This is a genomic window from Bacillus sp. FSL R12-0074 (assembly GCF_038005725.1).
In the GTDB taxonomy this organism is placed as follows: Bacteria; Bacillota; Bacilli; order Bacillales; family Bacillaceae_G; genus Bacillus_A; species Bacillus_A mycoides.
On sequence record NZ_JBBOTR010000001.1, the window covers coordinates 724,952 to 750,443 of the forward strand.

Below are 25,492 nucleotides of genomic sequence, written 5' to 3' on the forward strand. Positions count from 1 at the left end.
AATTCCTCATCTTTTTTTAATCCATCCATTTCACTAATTTCTTAGAAATTGATAATAAAACACAACCTAAAACGATCGCCACAGCGCCAATAACTGTGAATACTTCAGCATATCCAAGTGAAGTTGTGAAGCTTGCAAGCTGTCCGCCTAAAATATTAGCAATACCTGAGCTTGCTAACCATACGCCCATTAATAAAGAGGCTAGTTTTACTGGAGCGAGAGCACTAACCATTGATAGCCCGACAGGTGATAAGAATAGCTCACCTAACGTATGGAAAAGATACGTAAAGACGATAAATAGTAAGTTTGCTTTTTCTGTAATGTTATGTTCGTCACTGCCTGTTTTTAATGTAGCGATAACAAGAACAATATAACCGATACCGAGTAAGATCATACCAAGTCCCATTTTTGTTGGGATTTTCATGTCACCATTTTTTCTAGTTGCCAGTTTCGCCCATAATGCTGAAATGGCTGGTGCAAGTAAAATAATAAATAACGGATTGACCGATTGGAACCAAGATGTTGGAACTTCCCATCCGAATACGGAGCGGTCAACGAATTTATTTGTATATAATGTTAACGAACTACCAGCTTGTTCAAATCCAGCCCAGAAGAAGACAACAAAGCATGTTAAAATGACGATAACTGTTGTACGTTGTTTTTCTTTTTTTGTTAACGGTGTATTTCCTATTGTTTGTTGTCCAGCATCCGTTTGCAAATCGCGAGTTGGTTTTTTACCGATATCACCAAGGAAGCGATTTGATAGTGTTGTAAATAAAATTTGTCCAATGATCATTCCGATTGAAGCGGCTAAGAAACCGTAACGGAATCCGAAATGAGCAACGCCATCTACTGTTGTTTTGAATAAATTTTCTGATAAAAACCCGCAAACGAGTGGAGCTAAAAATGAACCGACGTTAATACCCATATAGAAAATTGTAAATGCACTATCACGTTTTGGATCATTTTCTTCGTATAATTCTCCAACAAGTGTAGAGATATTCGGTTTGAAGAATCCATTACCGATAATAATAAGCGCTAATCCGAGGTATAGACCGACTTGGTTTTGCAAGGCAAATAGTGTAAGGTTACCGATTGCCATTGTTATACCACCAATTGTGATGGCTTTTCGTTTGCCTAGAAAACGGTCCGTTAAGTATCCACCGATCAATGGTGTGAAATAACAAGCACCAGTATAAAATCCGTAAATAGAGAGTGCCCAAGCGGGACTAAACCCAAGACCACCACTTACTAAAGCTGTTGTTAAATATAATGTTAATAATCCTCGTAATCCATAGTAACTAAATCTTTCCCACATTTCTGTAAAGAAGAGTAAGTATAAACCTGGAGGATGTTTCTTTTTTCTTTGTTGTTCTCTTTCTAGTTGTATCGCTGATTCCATAATATTTTCCTCCTGACACAAGCAAAAAACAAAGTTAATAGTATTGTATGATTAATATTTTACCTTATTAACTATTATAAGTCAATAAAGGTTGATTTTTCAGAAGAAATTTGAAAAGGGAAATAGCTATAGAATGGGTGTTTCTTTTGTGATAGACTATGGACTATGTTTTCTTTGTAAGGAAGCGGATTACCGCATTTTTTTATTTGTGGAATTGATTTCATGTAAGGTGAAATTGAAGAAGGAGAAAGAAATGAAATTGTTACAGAAAAAAGAAATTTTGCTTATTAGTCTTATGTTATTCTCTATGTTCTTTGGGGCCGGAAATCTTATATTTCCACCTTTCCTTGGATATGAAGCAGGAGAACATGTATGGATTGCATTGTTAGGTTTTATTATATCAGCAACAGGGCTTCCTATATTAGGTGTTATCGCTATTGCGAAAGCAGGGAGTTTTCAAACGTTAGCGGGCAGGGTTCATTCTTCATTTGCAATTATTTTTCCGTGTATTGTGTACTTATTTATTGGACCAGGTCTTGGTATACCACGTGCAGGAAGTTTAGCTTTTGAAATGGGGCCAGGTCAGTTGTTCCCAGAAGCGGGTAGCGTAGTTTTGTTATTGTACACGGCTATTTTCTTTAGTATTGTTTACTGGTTAAGTTTATCACCGTCTAAATTAATGGGCTTGTTTGGAAAGGTGTTAACGCCTTTATTATTATGTATGATTGCTATTATATTTATAAAAAGTATGTTTACATCAGTAGGCGGTGTGAAAGAGCCTGCAGGAAATTATGGACAAGCTCCTATGTTCCAAGGATTTTTAGATGGATATTTAACGATGGATGCGTTAGCAGCTTTAATATTTGGGATTGTTATTGCAAATGCTCTGCGTGCAAAAGGTGTAGCGGATGATAAAGGTTTAGCGAAATATATGAGTATTGCTGGTATTGGAGCAGGGCTTTTATTATCTATTATTTATGTCATTCTTGGATATGTTGGTTCAATTAGTGGTTCATTGGGTACATTTGATAACGGTGCGAAAGTTTTAGCACAAGTTATGACGACATTATTTGGACAAGGCGGAGTAGTATTATTAGGCCTTATTTTTACTATCGCATGTTTATGTGTTTCAATCGGGCTGGTTACGTCTTGTAGTCAGTTTTTTGCAAGTGTATTTCCGAAAGTATCTTATAAAGTTTGGGCATTTATATTAAGTTTTGTTAGTATGGTTTTAGCTAATTTAGGATTAACGCAAATTTTAAAAGTATCGGTACCGATTCTTGGATTTATTTATCCAGTTGCACTAACGCTTATTATTTTAGGGTTATTCCATAAGTATATTGGAAAGTATGTATACGTATATTCGGTAACGATTGGACTCGTAGCGGTATTTAGTGCGATTGATATTTTAAACAAAAGTGTACTGATGAATAAATGGACACCACTACTAAAAATGCTTCCGTTTTATTCAGAAGGTGTAGGTTGGATTGTTCCGGCATTTGTAGGTGTCTGCCTCGGTGTAATTGTTAGTATTGCTATAAATAAGAATAAATAAGTAAGAGGTGTTTTCCTATTTCGGAAAACACCTTTCTTTTTTTGGAAAAATAGTATTGAAAATGAATAGACTAAGAGTATGATAAAGGTAATTGGTAATATATAGGTTTTACATGAATGATGAGGGGGGAGCATATGAAGGAGGATTTGAATAAGAAAATAGAAGCACTCGAAACGGCAATTGAAACGATGCAAGAGGCACTTTATGAATTGAAAGCGAAACAAAGAAAAATAGAAGTAGATAAAGTTCAACAAAATGTTAATAAGGAAAAGAAAGAATATATTGAAGCGGTAAGTAATGAAAAGTTACAAGAAGATGTAGTTAAGACGAGGAAGTCCATGCAAGAGCCAGAGGTGAAACAAGTAGATATATCTGCATTTAAACCAGAACCATTTAATATTATAAAGTTTTGTCAAACGTGGTTACCACGCATATTTGTCGGTATTATGCTACTTGGCGTTATTTGGTTATTCAAAGCAGGGGTAGATGCCGGATTATTGACACCAGCGATACGAGTTGTGTTTGGTATAGTACTATCTGCCGGTTTGTATTACGTAGGAGATATACAAATTAAAAGAGAGCGGCAAGCGTTAGGGTTAGTATTAGCTGGAGGAAGTATTACGGGAATTGTTTTAACAACGTTTGCGGCACATTATTTATATGAGTTTATTCCTGCAAGTATTGCGTTTGTTTGCAACATTATATGGGTTGTTTTAGGGATTTATTTAGCGAAAAGATATAGATCGGAATATCTCGCTATTTTCGTGGCGGTGGGAGCATTTTTTGTTCCTTTCTTGTTAAATAGTACGACTCCTAATACGTATATTTTCTTTAGTTATGAGACGATATTAACAATTAGCCTATTATGGTATGCATTGAGAAACCTTTATAAGTACTTGTATATGATTTCTTATGTTGTTGCGGCAATTGTCCTATTTGTCTTCTTTGTTGTTATGTCAATATTAGTAGAGAATGTGCAAGTACAGTTAACAGTTGTATACGGTGCAATTCATTTACTATTATTTTGGCATATGTTTTCGGAGAGAAGTTTTATACAAGAAGCACGATTGGCGATATTTAGTGCGAATGCAGTTTTCTTTATTTTAGCCATTTCTCAAATTCCTGAATTTACAACGTGGGGATTAGTTATAAGTGCATTTGTGCATGCTGTTATGTTTGTACTTGAATATAGGAAGAATAAACATTCTGTATTTTCAAATCTAATATTTGGCTTTGCAATGGGATCATTTAGTTTAGCGATTTTATACGAGTATAGTTTGGTGAATGCAGCGATCGTATTATTGTTACAAGGTTTCCTCGGTATGGTTACTGCTATTAAAGTAAAGCAAAATATTAAGTTGTATGTAGGTGCAACGATTTATGCGATTGGAATGGTACAGACGATTTTTAGCCCGTTTGATGAGTTCATTTCAGCAGGGTTTGTCGCTCATATTATTTTAATAGGAACGTTCTATTATTGCATGATACAAGCAAAAGAAGTGTTAGCGAGTTTAGGTAAATATGTCTATTCTATAGCGCTCTACTCGTTAATGGTTATTGTATTTATTACAATTACTAGGATCGGTGAAGTTCTTTCTACAGATGGAAGTATAATTAGTGTATCTGTATCATTATTATGGATGGTATATGCTTTATTTGCAGTTTGGTTTGGCCGTTATAGACAGATGAACGAAATATTATATGCTGGATTAGTCGTATTAGTAGTAACAGTAGGGAAGTTATTCCTTCTCGACCTACCAGAGGTGTCGATGATGATTAGAGCGGTGTTATTCTTAATCGTAGGTAGTATAGGTATCGTTATTTCAAGAATGTTTTTCTCAAAAGAAGAGAAGTGAGAAGAAGGCAATCCCTTTATGGATTGCCTTTTCTTTTACTTTACTTCTTACCAATCGTTACAGCCTCATTATATTTAGCTGTTGTGCTTTGTCTTAGGCGAAGTGTTGCTTGTCCAGTTGTATTTGGATCAAGTTGTACGTTCACAATTTTTTCAGCAGATCCTTGGCTATTTGTTATGAAAGAGAATGTACTGCTATATCCGAAAGAAGATGGCCAAGTACCATTTGTATTTTGAACTTTTGCTACTTGTGTTCCACCAGTTGTGAAAATACCTAACGAATAATTATTGTACGTTGTATTTGGTAATAAGTTATTTACTTGAATCGTCATTTGGAACACTTCATTGTTTGGTAGAATGCTAGGGTGCGTAATTACGTAATCACTCGTTGTCACGGCGCCGTTATAGCCGTATGAACCAGATTTGAAAGTATTTGTATTGAACCACTGGTAACCTTGACTTGGTGCACTCCAAGGTTCTGGTTGTGGTTCTGTTGATAAACTTGGTTGTTCAAATGTTTGTAGAGCTGTAGGTGCATCAAGCTGTAAACCACTTACTTGATCTAAGCTTGTAAATGTTTCTTGCTTCGCTAACCAATTCACTATGTTTTCTAATAGAACAGCATCGTTTTCTTCTTTATAACCATCATAAGTTTTCTTTGATTGACCTGAATCTTCACGAACATATTTTGGCGAGGCATCTTCAACAGGAGAAGAATCACCAATAAAGGCTGCTTTTCCAAGGCCAACTTTCGAAATAGCAGCATAAGGACCCTCTGCAACGCCACCACCGTTATAAACGCCGCTATCAACAGCGTTATTCCATTTTGATGGATTTTCTGGAAGATATACAAGGCCTTTCGCTAGTTTTGGATTTGTAATCGCAAGAGTAGAGCCGGCATGCATTGCTACAGATGATACACCTTCTGTAATTCCGAATGATTGTTCAGGTGAAACAATATTTTTAGCTGAAACATCACCAAGTGCGTTATAGCGGAAGCGAATACCGAAATTATTGGATAGCCAATCAGAGCTTTCGACTCCTTGCATAGCTTGTGAATTTGCTTCCTCGTTTGACATTCCTTTTGCTGGATTATCCCAAGCACCGCGTCTATATCCATTGAATACTTCGGAAGAGTCCCAACGGTTTTTATTACGATCTGCATTATAATGATCGGCAATGAAGAAGATACTGCCGCCATTTTTCACGTATTGTAACATTGCATCTTGTTCAGATTTTTTGTAAGGAATATTAGCTTCTGGAACGATAAACACATTGTAGTTTTTTAAATCTTCGTATGTAATAGGTGCTGATTTACGAAGTTCTTTTACATGATATCCGTTTTGGGCAATGCCGTTTCCGAAATCAGAAAAACCGCCATCAATAACCCAATCAGCCGTCCCGGCAGTTTGACCGTGCGTATTATCGAATAATACTTTTTTCCCATTGTTTTGATTTACAATTTTTGCAGCAATTTCAGGAGATGGGTCTACAGAGCTTTCGGCATAAGTAGACGGTATGAACGAACTCCCCATACTAAGTGTAATTGCTGTTGCTAAAGAAAATGTGATCCATTTTTTATTCTTCATAGAAGAATCCCCCTAATAATAAATATATGTGCTTTAATAATGTAATTTATTTTTCTGAAAAAATAAAGACAGAAAACGTAAAAAATATTAAAAAATTGTAAAAATACCGTGAATTTTGTTGAGAAATATTTATATAGGCAATAAAAAATCCCCTCCAATTAATAAGGAAGGGATAGCTTGTTTAACTAATCTTTGAATTAGGTGTTTCATCGATCTTATGAAACCCTTTCATGTAATACACGATAGCTAAGCCAATAAGCCAAATTGGGCCAACGATTAATGCAATTCGTGTATCTTCTGAATACGCCATAATACCTAGTACAAGTGCAAGGAAGCCAAGTGAGAAGTAAGAGCTTAATGGATGTAAAGGCATTTTATACGTTAGCTTGTCTTTTTTCTCAGTTGGCAATCCTTTACGGAATTTAATTTGAGCGACTAATATTATACCCCAAGTCCAAATTGCCCCGAAAGTTGAAATACTAGTTAGCCATGTAAACACTTTTGCAGGAACGAGATAGTTTAATATAACGCCAACGAGTAAAACAATCGCAGTTGCTACAATACCTTGACTTGGAATGCCATTTTTATTTAAACGTCCAAATCGTTCAGGTGCTTTCTTTTGTTTTGCTAGTGTAAATAGCATACGGCCTGTACTAAACAAACCACCGTTACAAGATGAAAGAGCCGCTGTTAAAACGACAAAGTTAATAATACCTGCTGCCTTTGCAATACCGATTTGCTGGAACGTTAGTACGAAGGGACTTCCTTTCTCACCAAATTCGTTCCAAGGATAAATTGCCATCATAACGAATAATGCCCCGACGTAAAAGATTAGGATTCTCCAAAATACGTTATCGATAGCTTTTGCGAGTGTTTTCTTCGGGTTTTGAGCTTCACCAGCTGTAACACCAATTAGTTCAACGCCTAAATAAGCGAATAATACCATTTGTAAGGAAAGCAATAATCCAGAGAAGCCATTTGGGAACCAGCCCCCATGTTCCCAAAGATTTGAAATACCAGTTGCAACGCCGCCATTTCCAAATCCGAATAGAATAATACCAAAGCCAATTACTATCATACAGATAATTGTGACAATTTTAATGAGAGCAAACCAAAACTCAAGTTCTCCAAATACTTTTACTGATAAGAAGTTGAAAGCGCTCATTAATAATAGAGCGAGTAGTGCCCAAGTCCAGCGCGGGATATCTGGGAACCAGTACTGCATGTAAATTCCAGCCGCCGTAATTTCAGCCATACAAGTAACAACCCATAAGAACCAGTAGTTCCAACCAGTAATATAGCCAGCAAGTGGGCCGATATAATCATTAGCATATTTACTAAAAGAGCCGGCAACCGGTTGTTCAATTGCCATTTCTCCGAGCGCTCGCATAATGAAAAAAATAACGAGTCCAGCGATCATATAGCCTAGTAAGATGGAAGGACCAGCTAGTTTAATAGCAGAAGCAGATCCTAAAAATAGCCCAACGCCAATAGCCGAACCGAGTGACATTAAAGTAATATGTCGTTCTTTTAAACCTCGATTTAAAGTTCCAGATTTGTTTGTGTGCTGCATAAGAAGAATCCCCCTTGTAGAATGAGCTACCTAAATATTTAACTATTTCAAATTATAAAACATTTCTATCTGTTATGCTACAAAAATAATCAAAATGAACTGTACTACATCTGAACTTGTCAGACTTAAACTTAAAATTCTCACTATTAGAGAATATATTGACTCTTCTTTTTATTGATTGTTAAGATTAAGTATTATATTTTCTCACATACTAGTAAGAAAAGAATGTGTGATAATAATTCAGGTGTAGGAAGGGTACATAGCCATGTTTCAATTACAAAAATATAACACTTCTGTGAAGCAAGAGCTTTTAGCGGGCATCACAACTTTTTTTACATTTGCGTATATTCTTGTCATCAATCCGAAAATATTATCTGATGCAGGTGTACCATTTGATCAAGCGTTTACGGCAACTATTATTGCGACAGTTATTGGGACGCTATGTATGGCGTTTTTAGCTAACTATCCAATTGTTATTGCTCCAGCTATGGGGATGAATGCATATTTTGCTTATTCTGTCGTTCAACAGGCAGAGGGGATTACGTATGTCATTGCGTTTTCGGCAGTATTTGTAACAGGTATCATTTTTCTTTTATTATCTTTCACTTCATTTAGGCAAAAGCTAATTATCGCAATTCCTGACAGTTTAAAACATGCAATTGCAGGTGGAATTGGACTATTTATTGCTTTTATTGGATTACGTCTATCTGGAATTATCGTGGATCATCCATCTAACTTAGTTACGATTGGTGATTTTCATTCTCCAGCCGTTATTTTAACTTTAATTGGTTTAATTTTAGCGGCAGTATTAATGGTATTACGTGTGAGTGGTGCATTATTTATTAGTATGATTGTGACAGGAATTATCGCCTTCTTTACGGGGCAACTGAAGTTTGAGGATAAAATTGTAGCGATGCCTCATTTACCAGAGGGTATTATCGTTTCAAATCCAATCAATGCTTTTTCAGATGTAATTCAGTATGGATTATATGGTGTTGTATTTTCATTTTTACTTGTACTTTTATTTGATACGACAGGTGCATTACTCGGTTTAATTAAACAAGCTGGTTTAATTACAGATAATACAGAGAAACGTTTTGGCAAAGCGTTTATTGCAGATGCGATTGGCGGAACGACAGGTTCTATCTTCGGAACAAGCCCAACAGCAGCAACGATTGAATCGTCAGCTGGTATTGCTGCAGGTGGTAAAACTGGATTAACAGGTATTGTAGTTGTTGGTCTAACGATTATAACGGCATTTTTCAGCCCTGTTATCGCGTCTTTATCAAGTGTAGCTGCTATTACAGCTCCTTCATTAATTATTGTAGGTAGTTTAATGGCACAAAGCATTCGTGATATTAATTGGAATGAATTTGAAGATGCATTACCAGCATTTTTAATTTTCGTTGGTATTCCGTTAACGTCTAGTATTGCAAATGGAATTGCAATTGGATTTTTAGTGTATCCAGTATTAAAAATTGTGAAGGGGAAAGGGATGGAAGTACATCCGTTACTATATTTATTTACAATTTTATTTGGATGTCATTTATTCTTATAGTATAGAGATAGGAAAGGGGGCTTCTTATGAGAGGCTCCTTTTTTGTGTATAATAAAGTGAAAAAAACAAATCAATTACGTAAAATATAAATTGCTTAATGGAATATATATGTTACTATAAAGGTAGAGGAGGAACATGAATGGCTGTAAGTAAAATAAAAGTCGCACGTGTTCAGTTAGATTTAACACAACAACAATTAGCAGAAAAAGTAGGCGTCACAAGGCAAACAATTAGTTTAATTGAGAAGGGGAAATACAATCCATCTTTAGATTTATGTTTGAAAATTTGTTATGCAGTAGATAAAACATTGAATGATTTGTTTTGGGAGGAAAAGGAGTGATAGGGTGAAAATCGTGAAAGATGAACGTTTAATGATTGAGGGATTAAAACATATTAGATTGGCTTTCATCTTACAAAATGTCGTCATACTAGGCATTGTTTTTTACCGTTACGTCTTGCAAGGGGCAGGGTATGAAAGTGTTTCGGATTTATTAATGGTATTTATGGGCGGGATAATAGTTATTAACTTTTTAAACTTAAAAAATTCGGTGGAAGTGTATGAGCATACAGGTGGAGTATCGCGTAGTTATTTCATGAAACTATTATTAATTCCAGTAGGGATTGTTATTGGACTGTTAGCTATTTGTATTATTGTAACACCAGGTATTTCGATAAAGGAAATTAGTATAACAGGACTTATTATGTTTGTTTGCTTTTTAATTCCTAGTTTGTTTATATACATATATATGAAAAAAATAAAAAGTGAAAATGAAATATAAGAAAAGCTTTCTGCAATATGCAGAAAGCTTTTCTTATATTTCTTTATACATTACTTTATGTAGTCCTATTGGATCAATCTCGAAGATTTCACCATGCTCATGGAAGCCTAATCGTTTGTAATAATCCGCTACGGTAATTCGCGCATTACACCATAGAATATTTGCTTCGCGTTCTTGGAGGACTTGTTCAGCTTTACGGATTAAGGAGCTGCCAGCATGCTGGTTTCGGAAATTAGGTAATGTTGCCATTCCTCGTAGACGATAGTGGGTACCAGCTTGTAAATCAGGATGTATTTCTTTAGAGAAAGAGGCGATACTAACAAGTTCATCATATAAAAATGCACCTAAATGAAAGGCGTCTGTTTCGTAATCTGAATCGTATTTACAATCTTCTAATGATTGATTGGGGCGCAAAACCTTTTGACGTAATAAGTATGTTTCAGATGCATCAATATGTTTCACTGTAATCATAATATCATCCTTTCTTATAAGCCTTTTTCTATAAGTTGTAAGAAGAAATATGCGGGTGCAACGAGAAGTCCTAGTATGCTAGCTGTTCCGAGAAGGAGTGAAATTAAGAGACAAAAGTACTTAATTCTATTCGATTTTTTCCATCCGTAACTACAAATTTCAATGCTAATACCGATGAGAATAATAGCGACGAGTACTTCTGCTAATAATAAGAGAGCTAAAGTTGAAATAGACATAATGTGATTCATCCCCATAATATGTGATAGTAACATTTTACCATATGAAATTGAAAAAATGCCCCTCATTTATGTGAGGGGCATTTTCTATTCTAATATGCTTTTCATTGTATCAATATGTTCTTTTGAACCCGTTACAAGTAAAGTATCGCCATGCTGTAACTTCGTATCACCATGTGGTATTAATGCTTTATTACCACGGTAAATTTGAATGACAAGTACATCACCTAGAAACGGAAGGCGACGAAGTGCTAAGCCGTTATATTTATTACTTCGTAGTTCAACCTCACGCACCGTTTCATTTGCTGTTGTAATCAAGCGAACGAGACTCGGTTTATCAATAAGTGCACGTAATAAAATACGTGTAGAGTTAATAGTCGAGAATACAGCGATATGTTCTTGAGTCGCTTTTTCTTGTAGAAGGGGATCTTCTACACTTGCGATGACGTGTTCAACACCTAATTCTTTTGCGTGTTCTGCTAATAATAAGTTTTGTTCATCATCACTTGTCGCAACAACAACACGGTCTGCTTCGAAAGCTTGTTGCTCCATTAAAGATTGAATAGTAATCTCATCTAATTTTACAATAGGGAAGTCATGAGATTTCGCTTCCTCATCATTTATTTTATTTTGACGTATCATATATAGTGTTACGTCATAATCTTCACGTTTTAAATCAAGTGATAACGGAAGGGTAATTCTGCTTGCACCAATAATAGATACTTTCGGTTTTGGTGTTTCCACTTTTGGAAACATCTTTTTAAATAATATAGGTGCAAAAATACAAGTAATAACTGCACTTAAAATAAGAGATGCTGATAAACTTGGGCTAATGATGCCTAGCTTTTCACCGATTTGTGCAGCCGCAATAACTAAAGAAAGTGTTGATGTTAACAAAATAGCACTTCCGAGTACGATATTGCGTGGGTACCATTTTCGTAAGACGAGTGATGGCAACAGTTTTGAAATAAAGAGTCCCACAATTAGAATTGGGATCATTAGCATACTAGAAGGCTCGTTAAAAATAGACCATACTTCTAGATTTACACCAACCATTACGAAGAAAATAGGAATGAAGAAGCCATATCCGATGGAATCAAGTTTTTCAATCATATCTTCATTTGGTGATAATAAAGATACGAGTACACCTGCTAAAAAGGCTCCCAAAATATTTTCTGCCCCAACAGATTCAGATAATCCAACTAATATTAAGATGAGTGCAAAAACAGCTCGTGTATCAATTTGTACACTACCGGCTTTTAAGCTTTCTAGGTATGGAATATTTTTAAACCGTCTTGCGACAAAGTAAATTACAATACCAGCACCGAATAGAAGAAGTAGAAGCCACATGCTTTGGCCACTTTCGGAATTTAATCCGACGAATACAGCGAGTAAAATCATTGTAACTAAGTCTGCAATAACAGCGACTAATAAAATGATTTGCCCGATTGCGGTTTTTCCTAAGTTATTTTCTTTCAATGTTGGTACGACAACACCTAAAGAAATAGTTGAAATAATTAAAGTCATGAACATTGCATTGTCTACGAATCCTAGCCATACGAATAGTAATGATAGGGCATAAGATAAAATGAAAATAAACAAGAAGATAATGCTTGCTGCTTGGAATGTGTTCGGTTCGTTTGTCGTATTCTTTTTCCCTTTTTGTTTAAAGATCGAAAAGTCAATTTCTAAGCCACTTAAAAACATTAGGAAGATAAACCCTAGTGTTGATAAGACTTGAAGCCACATATCGGGCTCAATGATGTTAAATCCACTTTTACCTACAAAGATTCCTGCGATAATTTCTGCAACAACGACAGGAAGTGCTTTTAATTTAAAGCGCTGTAACAAAAGGGGAACGAAAAACGCGATTGCGACGACAACCATAAGTGATAGAACAGAAGAATGATGTTCCATTGCGTTCTCTCCCTTCAAATAAATATAGTAACTATTTAGCCATATAATAGGAAGAAAAGCAACGGATATGGTTTCGATTTCATAAAGAAAGAGTTTTCTTAACATTTGTCATAATAAGTATATTTTTCATGATTTTGTTGTTAATTCCGTAATGTGGATGTAATAGGGGGAGGGGATAAAGTGAAACTTTAATCAGTGGGGGTCTTACTGCTCGTTAATAGGGGATAAAAAAAGACTGCTGAGGAATCCCAGCAGTCTTTTCATGCAAATTACATTGAGAAGAAGATCCATACAGTAAGTCCAACTGTTGCAGTTGCAACGAAGAAACTGTATATCATTGTAAGAACTTGAATTCTTCCTTCTCCTTCTTTTAAGTGCATGAACATAATTAATTGTAATAACGCTTGCGCAACTGCCATTATGATGATAGTTGTTAATATCGTTGAAAGTGGCAGGTTTGTGTAAAGTGCCACGTATAACGCTAGAAACGTTAGTGCAAGCGATAAAATAAATCCGAAAACGTGTGACCATGGGAATCCGCTATGCCCATGCCCGTTTGCTTGGTTGTTATTTTGACCCATTTACGCCACCATCCCGTTCAAGTAAACTAGTGTGTAAATAAAGACCCAAACAAGATCAAGGAAATGCCAGTATAAGCTGATAATAAATACTTTACGAGCTGTAACTGGTGTTAAACCTCGTTTTAAAATTTGGATAATAACACAAGTTGCCCAGATGATACCACCTGTTACGTGGGCACCATGCGTTCCAAGAAGAACGAAGAATGCCGATAAGAAAGCACTTGTTTGAATCGTTGCACCTTCACCAACGTACAAAATGAATTCTTCAATTTCAAAGAATAGGAAGCCTGCACCTAAAAGTAAAGTCAGGATAAACCAAGCTAACATTCCTTTTTGATTGTGTTTACGCATTTCGTGAATTGCGATCCCACATGTAAAGCTACTTGTTAAAAGTAACAGTGTTTGAATTAAAAGTGTTTTAACTTCAAACAATTGCGCTGGTGTTGGGCCATCAGCCGTACGACCAGCAAGGACTAGATAAGAGGCGAAAAGTGTTGCGAACAGCATAATTTCAGCCCCAAGAAAAATCCAGAATCCTAGGATATTCAATCTGCTTTGCTCGGATTGATATTCCAAAGGTAAGCTTTTATCTAAAGCCGCCATGTCATTTCACCTCTCATGCTATATGTTCTGTTTCTTTAATTTCATCAACGCTTACGTAGTAGCCATCATCATAATCGAATGAACGATAGATTAAGCAACCTAAAATACCAATACCACCGATTGCTGCAATCCAGAACCAGCTAAATACTAATGCAAAACCTGCAAGACCGAAGAATAAAGACGCAATAATAGGCACACCAGAATTACTTGGCATGTGAATTGGTTTTAATTCATCTGCTGTTGGTGTAATTGTTTCTCCACGTTTTTTCATGAACCAGAAAGCATCAGCTTCTTTAATTTCAGGAAGTTTCGCGAAGTTGTAATGTTGTACAGGAGATTGAGTTGCCCATTCAAGTGTACGGCCGTCCCATGGATCTCCAGTTGTGTCACGCTCACCGTGACGTGCACTCCAAATTACGTTATAGCAAAGGATTAGGAAGCCAATAGCCATCATTACAGCACCAACAGATGCGATTTGGTTTAGCCAGCCCCATCCAAGACTTTCAGAGTAAGTGTACATACGACGAGTCATACCGTCTAAACCTAAGAAGTACATTGGGAAGAAACAGATGTTAAATCCGCTCATAAAGATCCAGAATGTCCATTTACCTAGGCGTTCATTTAACATATGACCGGTCATTTTTGGATACCAGTATGTGAATCCAGCAAGCATAGCGAATACTGTACCTGCGATTAATACGTAGTGGAAGTGAGCAATTAGGAAGTAGCTGTTATGGTATTGATAATCAGCTGCTGCCATTCCAAGCATAACCCCTGTAACTCCACCAACTACGAAGTTTGGAATAAATGCCAATGACCAAAGCATTGGAACTGTAAAACGAATACGTCCTTTATACAGTGTAAACAACCAGTTAAAGATCTTAACACCGGTTGGAATCGAAATCGCCATTGTCGAAATCGAGAAGAATGAGTTAACCGCTGGACCTGCACCCATAGTGAAGAAATGGTGAAGCCATACGACGAAACTTAGTAAAGAAATTGCAACCATCGAGTACACCATCGCACTGTAACCGAATAGACGTTTACGTGAGAATGTACTAATGATTTCAGAGAAAATACCGAATGCCGGTAAAATAACAATATATACTTCAGGGTGACCCCATACCCAGAATAGGTTGGCCCATAACATTGGCATACCGCCGCTCGCCATCGTAAAGAAGTGAGCATCGAATAGACGGTCAAATGTCATTAATGCAAGAGCAACTGTTAATACTGGGAAAGCGAAAATAATGATAATTGTTGTAATTAAGATTGACCAAGTAAACATTGGCATTCTCATTAATTTCATACCAGGTGTACGCATTTTTAAGATAGTAACAAGGAAGTTAATACCCGTCATCAGTGTACCGAGACCTGAAATCTGTAATGCAATTGCGTAGTAGTTATTTCCTACACCAGAAGTAAACTCTGTACCTGCCATTGGGAAGTAAGAAGTCCACCCAGCGTCTGGAGAACCACCGATTACGAAAGCGATGTTGAATAACATTGCTCCGACAAAGAATAACCAGAAACTTAAAGCATTTAAGAACGGATATGCAACGTCACGAGCACCAATTTGTAATGGTACTACAAGGTTCATTAATCCCATAACGAATGGCATTGCCATGAAAAGAATCATTACCGTACCATGTGTTGTAAAGATTCCGTTATAGTGTTCAGCGTTTAAATAAGTTGTTTCCGGGAATGTTAACTGGGCACGAATCATTAAACCATCCATACCACCACGGAATAACATTATAACGGCAGAGATAATATACATGGTCCCTATTTTTTTATGGTCAACAGTTGTCAACCACTCATCCCAAAGCCATCTCCATTTTTTGTACTTTGTTAGTACGAAAAGAATCGCTAATGTCACAAGAACGATAGAAGCGTCAGCTCCGTAAATAATCGGGTCACCTGTGACAAAAAATTCATCAAGCTTCACTGTGTTCACTCCAATCTGTTGGAATAATAGCTATTATTTTTTGTTTTTGTAGTAGTTGTAATCACAATATTCAAGTGATTTTGGATCTACATAACTTAAGTGGTGACTAGAGAACGTCATACGCCCCACTACACCAGGTTTAATAATTTCGTTATATTTCTTTTCTGATAATTTAGGGGCAGTTTCTTGTACTTCTTTTACCCACTTATCATATTTCTCTTTAGTTTTTGCTTCAACTTCGAATTCCATGTGAGTAAATCCTTCACCAGAGAAGTTCGAGCTACGACCTAGGTAAGAACCTGGTTTGTCAGCTTGTAAATATAAGTCCATGATCATGCCATCCATTGTATACTTCATACCACCAAGTTCTGGTACCCAGAAAGCATTCATTGGACCTACAGAAGTCAGTTTAAATTGAATTGGTACACCAGCTGGGATGTTTAAATAGTTAACGGTTTCAATTTTTTCCTCCGGGTAACTAAATAACCATTTCCAGTTTGCAGATGTAACATAAATTTCAACTGGTTTAATATGTTTGGACTCTTGCGGAACCTCTTCCGAAGCATAAGTTGCTTTAACTGTTGGAATCGATAATGCGATAACGATAATAACAGGAATAATTGTCCAAATGATTTCTAATAATGTGTTACCATGTTGATCAGGTGGCTCATAGTCCATATTCTCTGGTTTTTCACGATAACGAATCAAGATGACTGTAAACAAGATGAATACAATTGCGATAATTAATGACATAAGCAAGAATGACCAAACAATTAAATCATACTGTGCTTTTGCAACAGGTCCTTGCGGATTTAATACTGCGAGTTTTTTATCACAGCCACCGAGGAACAGAAGTAATGATAACGGAAGAAGCGAAGCCAACTTCCAAAATGCTTTCTTTAGTTGCACGATTGAAAATCTCCTTTCTCCTTGGATTGAAACTATGCCAATAAAACAATATAAACCTATTAATTTATAGATGGCAATAGTTTTTGTTATATTGTTAAAAAATAGACACAAATGCACGCTTTTTAAGGTGAATATCATTTGTAACTTGATAACATTGTAAACTATTTTCCAGATAAAAACGTGATTGTGGGAATTTTAAGATAAATAAAGTTATACCAACATACCCAATAAATAGAAAAAAATTATCTTATCATAAGGAAAAATACTGAATTTTTAATATATTCAGTTTGTTACCCAAGTTATATTTCTTTTTTGCTCAAATGTGACAACTTTCCGAAACTTTAACTCGGTATAAAATGTAACAAATGATCATAAATGGAACCCCGCAATAAAGAGCAATTCTCTGATCTGGAATGAAAGCTAAACTAACAAATGTAAGGAAATTGAGTGAGAAAGCTATGATTGGAACTATTGGATAAAGTGGTGTGCGGTATTTTAATTCTGCTTGTTCTACTTGTTGATTCATATGTTCCTCCCCCCATATTTTTTTGTATGTTTTAACTAGATTTTATTCGGTGCTTTTAATCATTAGTGGGGGTGAAAAACATACTTGGTTTATTTTGTTGTGAACTGAGTATGTAAAGGAAAAACTAACTATGACTAAATACCTTAGAATGTTTATTAACCTAGTGAAGGAAACGTGATTCTTTCACTAGGTTAATAATTTTGTTTTTTAGTAAAAAATTCTGAAAAATTATATTTTTTCTTTCTATTTCAAACAATCGGAATTTTAAAAAGGTATTTATGAATAATAATTCACAGAATCTTTCTAGCAAACTAGTAAGAAGAAAGGTACAATGATAGGAGTTGTGCCTTTAAAATAATTGATATAATGGAGTTTGGTTTATGATGAAAAAGTTAAAATATATTTTTATTTTCGGTATTATATTTGCTGTCGTGTTCTTTTTCGAGAAAGATAAAATTATGAAAAAGGCACAAGAATTTCGGTTAGACCTTTTCTCTGAGATGAAAGAAAGTGCAATGATTACAGAGGTTCCGTTTATTAGACAGTTACCTGAATTACCTAGAGGTTGTGAAGTGACAAGTTTAACTATGCTACTACAACATAAAGGTGTACAAGTAGATAAGATGCAACTTGCTAGTGAAATTCATCGCGTTCCATTTAAACAAGATGGTTTGCATGGAAATCCGTATGAGGGATTCGTTGGAAATATTTACACGAAAGCTGAGCCGGGATACGGTGTATATAATCAACCGATTTTTAATTTAGCAGAAAAGTATGTTCCTGAAAAAGTAATTAATTTAACGGGTAGAGACGTGCAAGATCTATATAAAGTAATTAGTTCTGGTTCTCCGGTATGGGTAATTATTAATACAACGTTTAAACCATTAGCCGAAAGTAGTTTTGAAACATGGAATACGAGTTCAGGTGAAGTGAAAATTACATATTATGAGCATAGTGTTGTAGTAATTGGATATGATCAAAACTTTGTATACGTAAATGATCCTCTTGCAAACAATCCACGAAAAGCTGTTCCTCGTGCTGAATTTGAAAAGGCATGGGAGCAAATGGGGAAACAAGCAATTACTATTTTATAAAATGAAAAGTCATCTTGAGATGGCTTTTTCTTTTTGAATATTCGTTATAGAAAATTCTGAAAATTCTTTCAGAAGTTAACAATTCACGCTATAATAACATTTAACTTGGTAAAGAAGGGGAGAAGAGAAATGGATGTCGCAAAGGAACTTGTTTTATCAAAGAATCAGTTGATTGAGTGGAGAAGGCATTTTCATAAGTATCCAGAGTTATCTTTTCAAGAGGAAAAAACATCTCAATTTGTATTCGACATACTTCGGGAAATCCCGTATTTAGAAGTCTCAAGGCCTACTAAATATAGTGTAATGGCAAGGTTAATTGGTAGGCAGCCTGGTAAAACTATCGCGGTTCGTGCTGATATGGATGCTCTTCCTATTCATGAAGAAAATAAGTTTGATTTTATTTCTATATATCCAGGTGTGATGCATGCGTGTGGTCACGATGGTCACATGGCAATATTGCTTGGTGTAGTACATAAGTTGGTAGAGGAAAGAGAGAAAGTTAAAGGAGAGATTCGCTTTTTATTTCAACATGCAGAAGAAAACTTTCCGGGCGGTGCAGAGGAAATGGTCGCAGCGGGAGTGATGACAGGTGTGGATTACATTATTGGTGCTCATCTTTGGGCGTCATTAGAGGTTGGAAAAGTAGGTGTAATTTATGGTCCTGCGATGGCGGCGCCGGACGTTTTTAAAATTACGATAGAGGGAAAAGGTGGGCATGCTGGAATTCCGCATGAAACAGTTGATAGTATCGCCATTGGTGCGCAAGTAGTTTCGCAAATTCAGCAAATTGTATCTCGCCTCACGAATCCGTTAGATTCTCTCGTAGTATCTGTTACGCAATTTCATTCTGGGACAACACATAATGTTATCCCGGAACAAGCGGAGATTGAAGGGACAGTGAGAAGTTTAAGGCATGAATTAAGAGAAGAAACAAAGAAGAAGCTTGAAAGGATTGTAAAACATATTACAGAATCCTACGGTGCTAAGTATACATTTTCTTATGAATATGGATATCGCCCAGTTGTGAACGATTATGAAGTTACAGAGCTTATTGAACATACAGCATTACAGCTGTATGGAAGAGAAAGAGTTGTTCGTTTACAGCCAACGATGGCAGGGGAAGATTTTTCAGCATTTTTACAAAAGGCACCAGGGACGTTCTTTTTTATAGGGGCAGGAAATGAAGAGAAGGGAATTATATATCCGCATCATCACCCTCGTTTTACAATTGACGAAGACGCATTACCAATTGGAGTGGAAGTCTTTGTATCATCCATTATGAATTTTATAAGTAAAGGAGAATGAGATGAAAAAAATACACGTGCTAGCACTTATTCCAGTTCTTTGTTTAGTAGTTGGACCAGTATTTGCAAATTCGGTCACTCCTTACGTATGGGGGATGCCATTTTTATTATTTTGGGTACTATTATCAGTGCTCATTACGTCTCTTTGTATGGGTCTTGTGTACGTATTCGATCCTGCTAATAAGGGGGACGTAAAATGACTGCATTATTTATCATTATTATATTTTTGTTTCTCGCACTATTTTTAGGAATTCGGGCACAACATGGAAAAGATATGAATTTAGAACAATGGTCAGTTGGAGGAAGAGGATTTGGAACTATTTTCGTTTTTCTCCTTATGGCAGGGGAAATTTATACGACGTTCACATTTTTAGGAGGAAGTGGCTGGGCTTATAGTAAAGGAGCTCCTACATTTTATATTTTAGGGTATGGTGCATTAGCTTATATTTTATCGTATTTCTTATTGCCTCCAATTTGGAAGTATGCAAAAGAACATAACCTCATTTCACAATCAGATTTCTTTGCGAAGAAATACAGGAGTAAGACGCTTGGGGTAATTGTTTCAATTATTGGTGTTATTTCGATTATCCCGTATCTTGTTTTGCAATTAAAGGGATTAGGAATTATCGTTTCGGAAGCTTCCTATGGAAGAGTGACACCTGTTATTGCGGTATGGATTGGTGCTATTGTTATAACTATTTATGTAATGGTTTCAGGTATACATGGATCGGCTTGGACAGCTGCTTTGAAGGACATTATGATACTATTTATCGTTATGTTTTTAGGTATATATTTACCGTATCACTATTACGGAGGATTTCAACCGATGTTTGAAGCTGTAGAAGCTGCAAAACCAGGTTTTTTATCTTTACCTGAAAAGGGAATGAGTATTTCTTGGTTTGTTTCTACTATTATATTAACGGCTCTCGGTTTTTATATGTGGCCTCATACATTTGCCTCAGCTTTCTCAGCGAAAAGTGAAAAAGTATTTAGGAAAAATGCAGCAATTATGCCTCTCTATTCTTTAGTTTTGCTTTTTGTGTTCTTTGCAGGTTTTGCTGCTATCTTGCAAGTTCCAGGGTTAAAGGGAGCGGATGTAGATCTTTCATTATTCCGTCTGGCTCTTCAAACGTTTGATCCATGGTTTATTGGTATTATTGGTAGTGCAGGAGTGTTAACGGCATTAGTTCCAGGTTCCATGCTTGTTATGGCGGCATCTACGTTGTTAGCAAAAAATATTTACCGAACAATGGTGCCATCTGCTTCAGATAGACAAGTTGCAAAAGTAGCTAAGTTATTTGTACCTGTTGTAACGCTTGTTGCAGTATTGTTTACATTTAAAGGGGGAGAAACGATAGGGGCTCTTCTTTTAATGGGGTACAGTATAGTTACGCAACTTTTCCCTGCACTTGTATGTAGTTTGTTTCCACGTCAAATTATTACGAAGCAAGGAGCGATTGCAGGAATGGGGATTGGGTTGTTAATTGTCGCATATATTACCTTATCTGGTTCAACTATAGCTACGATGTTTCCAAGTTTTCCGCAATATATAAAAGATTTAAATGTAGGTATAGTCGCATTGTTAATGAATATGATTGTGATGTTTATCGTTAGTGGATTCACAAGAAATGTATCTGTAAAGACCGACAATATAATAGTAGAAAAGTAATTCGTATGTTAGAGCTATCTTCGAAAAGAGATAGCTCTTTTTTGTATATATTTTCTTCTATTAGCGGAATCTAACTAAAAACTTGTTGAAAAGGAAGTTAGGTGGGGAAATTGTTAGAGCTAAAAGGTAACTTGTTTGAAGTTATGAAGGAAATTAGAGATGAGTTAGGTTCACCTAATGATTTAACAATTAGAGAAGTTGCTCTTGCTGGTAGTTTTACACGTTGTGCGGTTGTTTTCTTATGTGGATTGACAGATAAGGATAATGTTTATAAATATGTAGTTCGTACACTTCAATATGAAGAAATACCAAATGAAGCAGCTGTGGTTCAGATATTATTGGATCGTTTTATTTCTATTGCAGAAGTCGGTATGAAGACGACTTTTCCAGATATTATAAATGCGGTTTTAGCAGGAGATACAGTCATATTAATTGATAATATTCAAACGGCTATTGTTGTTAACAGTAGGGCTTGGGAGAAAAGAAGTCTAGAACCGCCAGTGACAGAAGATTTAATTCGTGGACCGAGGGTTGGGTTAAATGAAGATATTAATGTGAATAAAATGTTAATTCGCCGTGGTTTACGTGATCCGAAGTTACGGTTTCAATCTTATATTATGGGGAAGCGATCGCAGAAAGAAGTAACCCTAGTATATATAGAGGATATTATTAACCCTTACATCGTAAATGAGCTAGATCGGCGTCTTCAATCAATAGTGACAGATGTCATTTTTGAGACAGGAACGATTGAGCAATTAATTCAAGATAATAATTTATCGCCGTTTCCGCAGTTTTTAAATACAGAAAGACCAGATAATATAGTGGCTGCATTGGCGAAAGGGAAAGCGGCCATTTTAGTAGATGGGTCACCATTTGCTCTTATAGCTCCACTAGTGTTTGTTGATATTTTTCAATCTGTAGAAGATCATTATGAGCGTTGGGTAATTGGAACGTTATTAAGAATGTTACGTATGGGATCAGGTATCGCTGCTGTTTTATTACCTGCCATGTACGTAGCGCTTGTATCGTATCATCAAGGGCTTATTCCATCTAAACTAGCTTATTCCATTGCGGGAGCGAGAGAAGGGGTACCGTTTCCTGCTTATATAGAAACGCTAATGATGGCATTAACGATGGAATTAATACGAGAAGCCGGGATTAGGCTTCCGAAACCGATGGGACAAACAATTGGCATCGTAGGCGGTCTTGTAATTGGAGAAGCGGCAGTAAATGCGGGGATTGTAAATCCGTTTTTAGTAATTATTATCGCGGTTACCGCAATTGCTACATTTTCACTTCCTGTATATAGCATTACGATTACATTTCGAATTTTACTTTTCGTCTTCGTGTTAGCTGCAACTGCTTTTGGGTTGTACGGAATCATTTTAGCTCTTATTGCACTTGCGGTTCATATTACAAATTTAAAGAGTGTTGGGGTTCCGTATACAACACCTATTGCTCCTGCTTTTTATAAAGATTGGGAAGAAGAATTGGTTCGCTTACCAAAATCAATGTTAAAAGAGAGACCAGAATATTTACAAACGAAAGACTCTACATTAAGTCCAAAGGAGCGAGAGTAATTGAAACCATTTGAATATGGGGATGAGGAAATTGGATCTCGGGAAATTGGGTTTGCGGTATCGTCAACCATTATTGGTATAGGGGCATTGTCTATGCCGAGAGATATTGCTGATCAAACTTTATTTTCGGACGGTTGGATTATTTTACTTTTGGGTGGATTGATATGTGCGGTTTTAGGTTGGTTTGTAACGAGGGTAGCTATTTTATTCCCAAAACAAAACTTTGTTCAATATACGAGTGCACATTTGACGAAACCTGTTGCATACACAATTAGTAGCATTTTAGTATTAACATTTGCTGCTTTGACCGCATATGAATCGCGAATGATTGCAATTATTTCACAAACATATTTATTTAGTGATACACCAATACAGCTACTCTCTTTCTTCTTCTTATTAGTTGTTATTTATGGAGTAGCAGGATCGAGAGCGGCTTTATTAAGGTTAAATGTTCTATTCTTACCAATTGTTTTAATTGCGATAGTGCTTCTTTCTTTATTGAATGTGAACTTAATGGAAATAGATAATTTACTACCGGCTTTTCAAACGAATGTCAGTCGGTATGCTGTAGGAGTTAAAAATTCTATTTTTACATTCATCGGATTTGAGGTAGCTCTGTTTTATGCTGTGTTGTTGAATGATAAGACAGCGAAAAAAGCGCCAATGGCAGTTGCAAAAGCGGTGATCGTAAACGTGTTGTCATACATTTTAATTTATGTAACTTGTATTAGTGTTTTTACGTATATGACAACACGTGGATTGACATATCCAACAATCGAATTAGGGAAAGAAATTGAAATTGGTGGAGGTTTTTTAGAAAGATTTGATGCGATTTTTTTTACTACTTGGATTATTACTATTTATAACACTACAGCAATGTATTATGACGTCGCATCTTTATTATTTTGTGCTATGTTTCCAAAAGTGAAGAAACATATTTTTATTTTTGTAAGTGCCCCGATTATTTTTATGGTGAATATGATACCTAGTAATTTGAAAGAATTGTCAAGTTATGGGACTTATTTAGCTTGGATAGATATGGGGTTTGTCGTGTTAGCGCCTTTGTTAGTTTTTATTGTATATAAAATAAAAAGAAGGAATGGTAGAAATGAAACACCTTCTTAAAATAATAATGGTTATGGTTTTAGCTGGATCTATAAGTGGGTGCTCTGAGCTAGAAGAAATAGAAGAAAGAGGATTTGTAGTAGGTGCAGCTTACGATATTGTGAAGGCAAAGAAATCAAATCCAATTATGAAAGGGACGTATCAGATGGTACTTCCCAGTAAGTTAGCGCAACAAGGTGGCCAAGGCGGTGGAGATAGTGAAAATTATATTAATGTTAGTGCGAAAGCAGATAGTGTCTTTGAGCAAATACGAATTATTGCTAAAAAAATTAGTCGCTCATTATTCTTTCCGCATATACAAGTGATAATTTTTTCTAAAGATTTACTAGAGAATCCATATGTTTTACAAAATACGTTAGATGTATATATTCGTGATCACGAGATGAGAAGAAATATTCGTTTGTTCGTTTCTAAGAAAAATGCAGAAGCTATTTTAAAGCAGAGTGCCAAGCCTGAGAACTTACCGGCACAGTATATTGATATGTTAGCTGAGCATCCTCCGAAAAATGCTCAAATGATTGAAGCTGCAAGAATTGGTGAGGTACAGCAAAAAATGATTGCTAACCAAAGTTTCGTATTACCTATTCTCGAACTAACAAAGCAGGGGGTACAAATGAACGGGGCAGCGTTGTTTCGTGGAAAAGATAATAAGTGTGTAGGCAGTTTGAATGGAGAAGAAACATTAGGAATGAATTATGTAATAGGTAAAAAAATTGGAGGGTTCTATACTATCCGTAAACAAGGTCAGCTTGTTACATACGAAATTCATAAGATGCACCGAAAGATTAAAGTATCTACGGAAAATGCTACAAAACCGAAGTTTGATATCCATTTATCTTTGGAAGGGACCTTAGCAGAGTTGCATTTTAGTGATCATAAACAAATTATGAATGAAAAGCGATTAAAGAAAACCATTGCGGAGGAAATGGAGAAGCGTATCCAAAAATCGATTAAGCTTGTTCAAAAAAAATATAAGGTAGATGTATTAGCGTTAGGAGAAGTATATAAGCGGCATAATTATAAAGAATGGAAGAAGATAGATAAGAATTGGGATCAAGGTGAAAATTATTTTAGTAATGCTGAGGTTACTGTTCATGTTCATCCGACAATTGAGCATTCAGGTTCAGCTTTACCGAAGAGAGTGAAATAAGGTGATTTAAGTTGTTTACTGGACTAGGAATTAGTTGCACGATATTAATGGCGATTCTTCCGGGGACC

At 35.9% G+C, this 25,492-nt stretch carries 22 protein-coding genes and 1 pseudogene; 12 read left to right on the forward strand and 11 right to left on the reverse strand.

Annotated elements, in window-relative coordinates; all coding sequences use genetic code 11:
* Positions 1-16: 16 nt before the first annotated feature.
* Positions 17-1,402, reverse strand: a complete 1,386-nt coding sequence (locus NSS97_RS03645; protein WP_002090906.1) for a peptide MFS transporter — start codon at positions 1,400-1,402, stop codon at positions 17-19.
* A 253-nt stretch (positions 1,403-1,655) separates the two neighbouring features.
* Here NSS97_RS03645 and brnQ1 point away from each other — a divergent pair, with 253 nt between their 5' ends.
* Both brnQ1 and NSS97_RS03655 read left to right on the forward strand, forming a co-directional pair.
* Positions 1,656-2,957: a branched-chain amino acid transport system II carrier protein BrnQ1 gene (brnQ1, locus tag NSS97_RS03650; protein WP_394818271.1), complete on the forward strand. Its 1,302-nt coding sequence runs from the start codon at positions 1,656-1,658 to the stop codon at positions 2,955-2,957.
* 134 nt (positions 2,958-3,091) lie between these two features.
* Entirely contained in the window at positions 3,092-4,813 is a 1,722-nt protein-coding gene (locus tag NSS97_RS03655) for a DUF2339 domain-containing protein (RefSeq protein ID WP_016126570.1), read from the forward strand.
* Positions 4,814-4,853: 40 nt separating this feature from the next.
* On the opposite strand, the gene NSS97_RS03660 is transcribed toward NSS97_RS03655, so the two are convergent.
* Positions 4,854-6,401, reverse strand: a complete 1,548-nt coding sequence (locus NSS97_RS03660) for a DNA-binding protein (RefSeq protein ID WP_131929367.1) — start codon at positions 6,399-6,401, stop codon at positions 4,854-4,856.
* A gap of 181 nt (positions 6,402-6,582) precedes the next feature.
* Complete coding sequence (locus NSS97_RS03665; protein ID WP_044444512.1) at positions 6,583-7,974, reverse strand: amino acid permease; 1,392 nt, start codon at positions 7,972-7,974, stop codon at positions 6,583-6,585.
* A 265-nt stretch (positions 7,975-8,239) separates the two neighbouring features.
* Here NSS97_RS03665 and NSS97_RS03670 point away from each other — a divergent pair, with 265 nt between their 5' ends.
* The 3 genes from NSS97_RS03670 to NSS97_RS03680 all read left to right on the forward strand — a co-directional run bounded on the left by NSS97_RS03670 (position 8,240) and on the right by NSS97_RS03680 (position 10,311).
* Positions 8,240-9,532, forward strand: a complete 1,293-nt coding sequence (locus NSS97_RS03670; RefSeq protein WP_002029772.1) for an NCS2 family permease — start codon at positions 8,240-8,242, stop codon at positions 9,530-9,532.
* A 139-nt stretch (positions 9,533-9,671) separates the two neighbouring features.
* Positions 9,672-9,872, forward strand: a complete 201-nt coding sequence (locus NSS97_RS03675) for a helix-turn-helix transcriptional regulator (RefSeq protein ID WP_000301182.1) — start codon at positions 9,672-9,674, stop codon at positions 9,870-9,872.
* A gap of 4 nt (positions 9,873-9,876) precedes the next feature.
* The gene (locus NSS97_RS03680) at positions 9,877-10,311 is read left to right on the forward strand and encodes a hypothetical protein (RefSeq protein ID WP_016101797.1); all 435 of its coding nucleotides are present in this window, start codon (positions 9,877-9,879) and stop codon (positions 10,309-10,311) included.
* A 33-nt stretch (positions 10,312-10,344) separates the two neighbouring features.
* Here NSS97_RS03680 and NSS97_RS03685 read toward each other — a convergent pair whose 3' ends face one another.
* From NSS97_RS03685 to NSS97_RS03720, 8 genes and pseudogenes are all read right to left on the reverse strand, one after another.
* Positions 10,345-10,782: a GNAT family N-acetyltransferase gene (locus NSS97_RS03685; protein WP_002029848.1), complete on the reverse strand. Its 438-nt coding sequence runs from the start codon at positions 10,780-10,782 to the stop codon at positions 10,345-10,347.
* A 14-nt stretch (positions 10,783-10,796) separates the two neighbouring features.
* Positions 10,797-11,087: a DUF4022 family protein gene (locus NSS97_RS03690; protein ID WP_081085998.1), complete on the reverse strand. Its 291-nt coding sequence runs from the start codon at positions 11,085-11,087 to the stop codon at positions 10,797-10,799.
* An 18-nt stretch (positions 11,088-11,105) separates the two neighbouring features.
* Entirely contained in the window at positions 11,106-12,935 is a 1,830-nt protein-coding gene (locus tag NSS97_RS03695) for a cation:proton antiporter domain-containing protein (RefSeq protein ID WP_107887565.1), read from the reverse strand.
* A gap of 269 nt (positions 12,936-13,204) precedes the next feature.
* The gene (gene qoxD, locus NSS97_RS03700; RefSeq protein ID WP_002029843.1) at positions 13,205-13,516 is read right to left on the reverse strand and encodes a cytochrome aa3 quinol oxidase subunit IV; all 312 of its coding nucleotides are present in this window, start codon (positions 13,514-13,516) and stop codon (positions 13,205-13,207) included.
* Positions 13,517-14,119 (reverse strand): cytochrome aa3 quinol oxidase subunit III, encoded by a 603-nt coding sequence (gene qoxC, locus NSS97_RS03705; RefSeq protein ID WP_002029841.1) that lies wholly within the window; start codon positions 14,117-14,119, stop codon positions 13,517-13,519.
* A 13-nt stretch (positions 14,120-14,132) separates the two neighbouring features.
* Positions 14,133-16,067 carry a cytochrome aa3 quinol oxidase subunit I gene (gene qoxB / locus NSS97_RS03710; RefSeq protein WP_002063826.1) on the reverse strand — a complete coding sequence of 645 codons (1,935 nt, stop codon included), beginning with the start codon at positions 16,065-16,067 and terminating at the stop codon, positions 14,133-14,135.
* Between the two features lie 33 nt (positions 16,068-16,100).
* Entirely contained in the window at positions 16,101-16,976 is an 876-nt protein-coding gene (locus NSS97_RS03715) for a cytochrome aa3 quinol oxidase subunit II (RefSeq protein WP_002010605.1), read from the reverse strand.
* 282 nt (positions 16,977-17,258) lie between these two features.
* Positions 17,259-17,478: pseudogene (locus NSS97_RS03720) on the reverse strand (amino acid permease); the annotation flags it as partial.
* Positions 17,479-17,885: 407 nt separating this feature from the next.
* Between NSS97_RS03720 and NSS97_RS03725 the strand changes: the two are divergent.
* From NSS97_RS03725 to NSS97_RS03755, 7 genes are all read left to right on the forward strand, one after another.
* Complete coding sequence (locus NSS97_RS03725) at positions 17,886-18,596, forward strand: C39 family peptidase (RefSeq protein WP_033708611.1); 711 nt, start codon at positions 17,886-17,888, stop codon at positions 18,594-18,596.
* Positions 18,597-18,725: 129 nt separating this feature from the next.
* Positions 18,726-19,901 carry an amidohydrolase gene (locus NSS97_RS03730; RefSeq protein ID WP_002167120.1) on the forward strand — a complete coding sequence of 392 codons (1,176 nt, stop codon included), beginning with the start codon at positions 18,726-18,728 and terminating at the stop codon, positions 19,899-19,901.
* Between the two features lies 1 nt (position 19,902).
* Positions 19,903-20,100, forward strand: a complete 198-nt coding sequence (locus tag NSS97_RS03735; protein ID WP_002029838.1) for a DUF3311 domain-containing protein — start codon at positions 19,903-19,905, stop codon at positions 20,098-20,100.
* Complete coding sequence (locus tag NSS97_RS03740) at positions 20,097-21,569, forward strand: sodium:solute symporter family protein (RefSeq protein WP_002125303.1); 1,473 nt, start codon at positions 20,097-20,099, stop codon at positions 21,567-21,569. The genes NSS97_RS03735 and NSS97_RS03740 overlap by 4 nt, the downstream gene beginning before the upstream one ends.
* Before the next feature lie 101 nt (positions 21,570-21,670).
* Positions 21,671-23,149, forward strand: coding sequence for a spore germination protein GerLA (gerLA, locus tag NSS97_RS03745; RefSeq protein ID WP_107887563.1), 1,479 nt, complete (start codon positions 21,671-21,673; stop codon positions 23,147-23,149).
* Positions 23,150-24,274: a spore germination protein GerLB gene (gene gerLB / locus NSS97_RS03750; RefSeq protein ID WP_107887562.1), complete on the forward strand. Its 1,125-nt coding sequence runs from the start codon at positions 23,150-23,152 to the stop codon at positions 24,272-24,274. It abuts the gene before it with no gap.
* Entirely contained in the window at positions 24,258-25,424 is a 1,167-nt protein-coding gene (locus NSS97_RS03755; RefSeq protein WP_107887561.1) for a Ger(x)C family spore germination protein, read from the forward strand. Before gerLB ends, NSS97_RS03755 begins: the two co-directional genes overlap by 17 nt.
* The last annotated feature ends 68 nt before the right edge of the window (positions 25,425-25,492 follow it).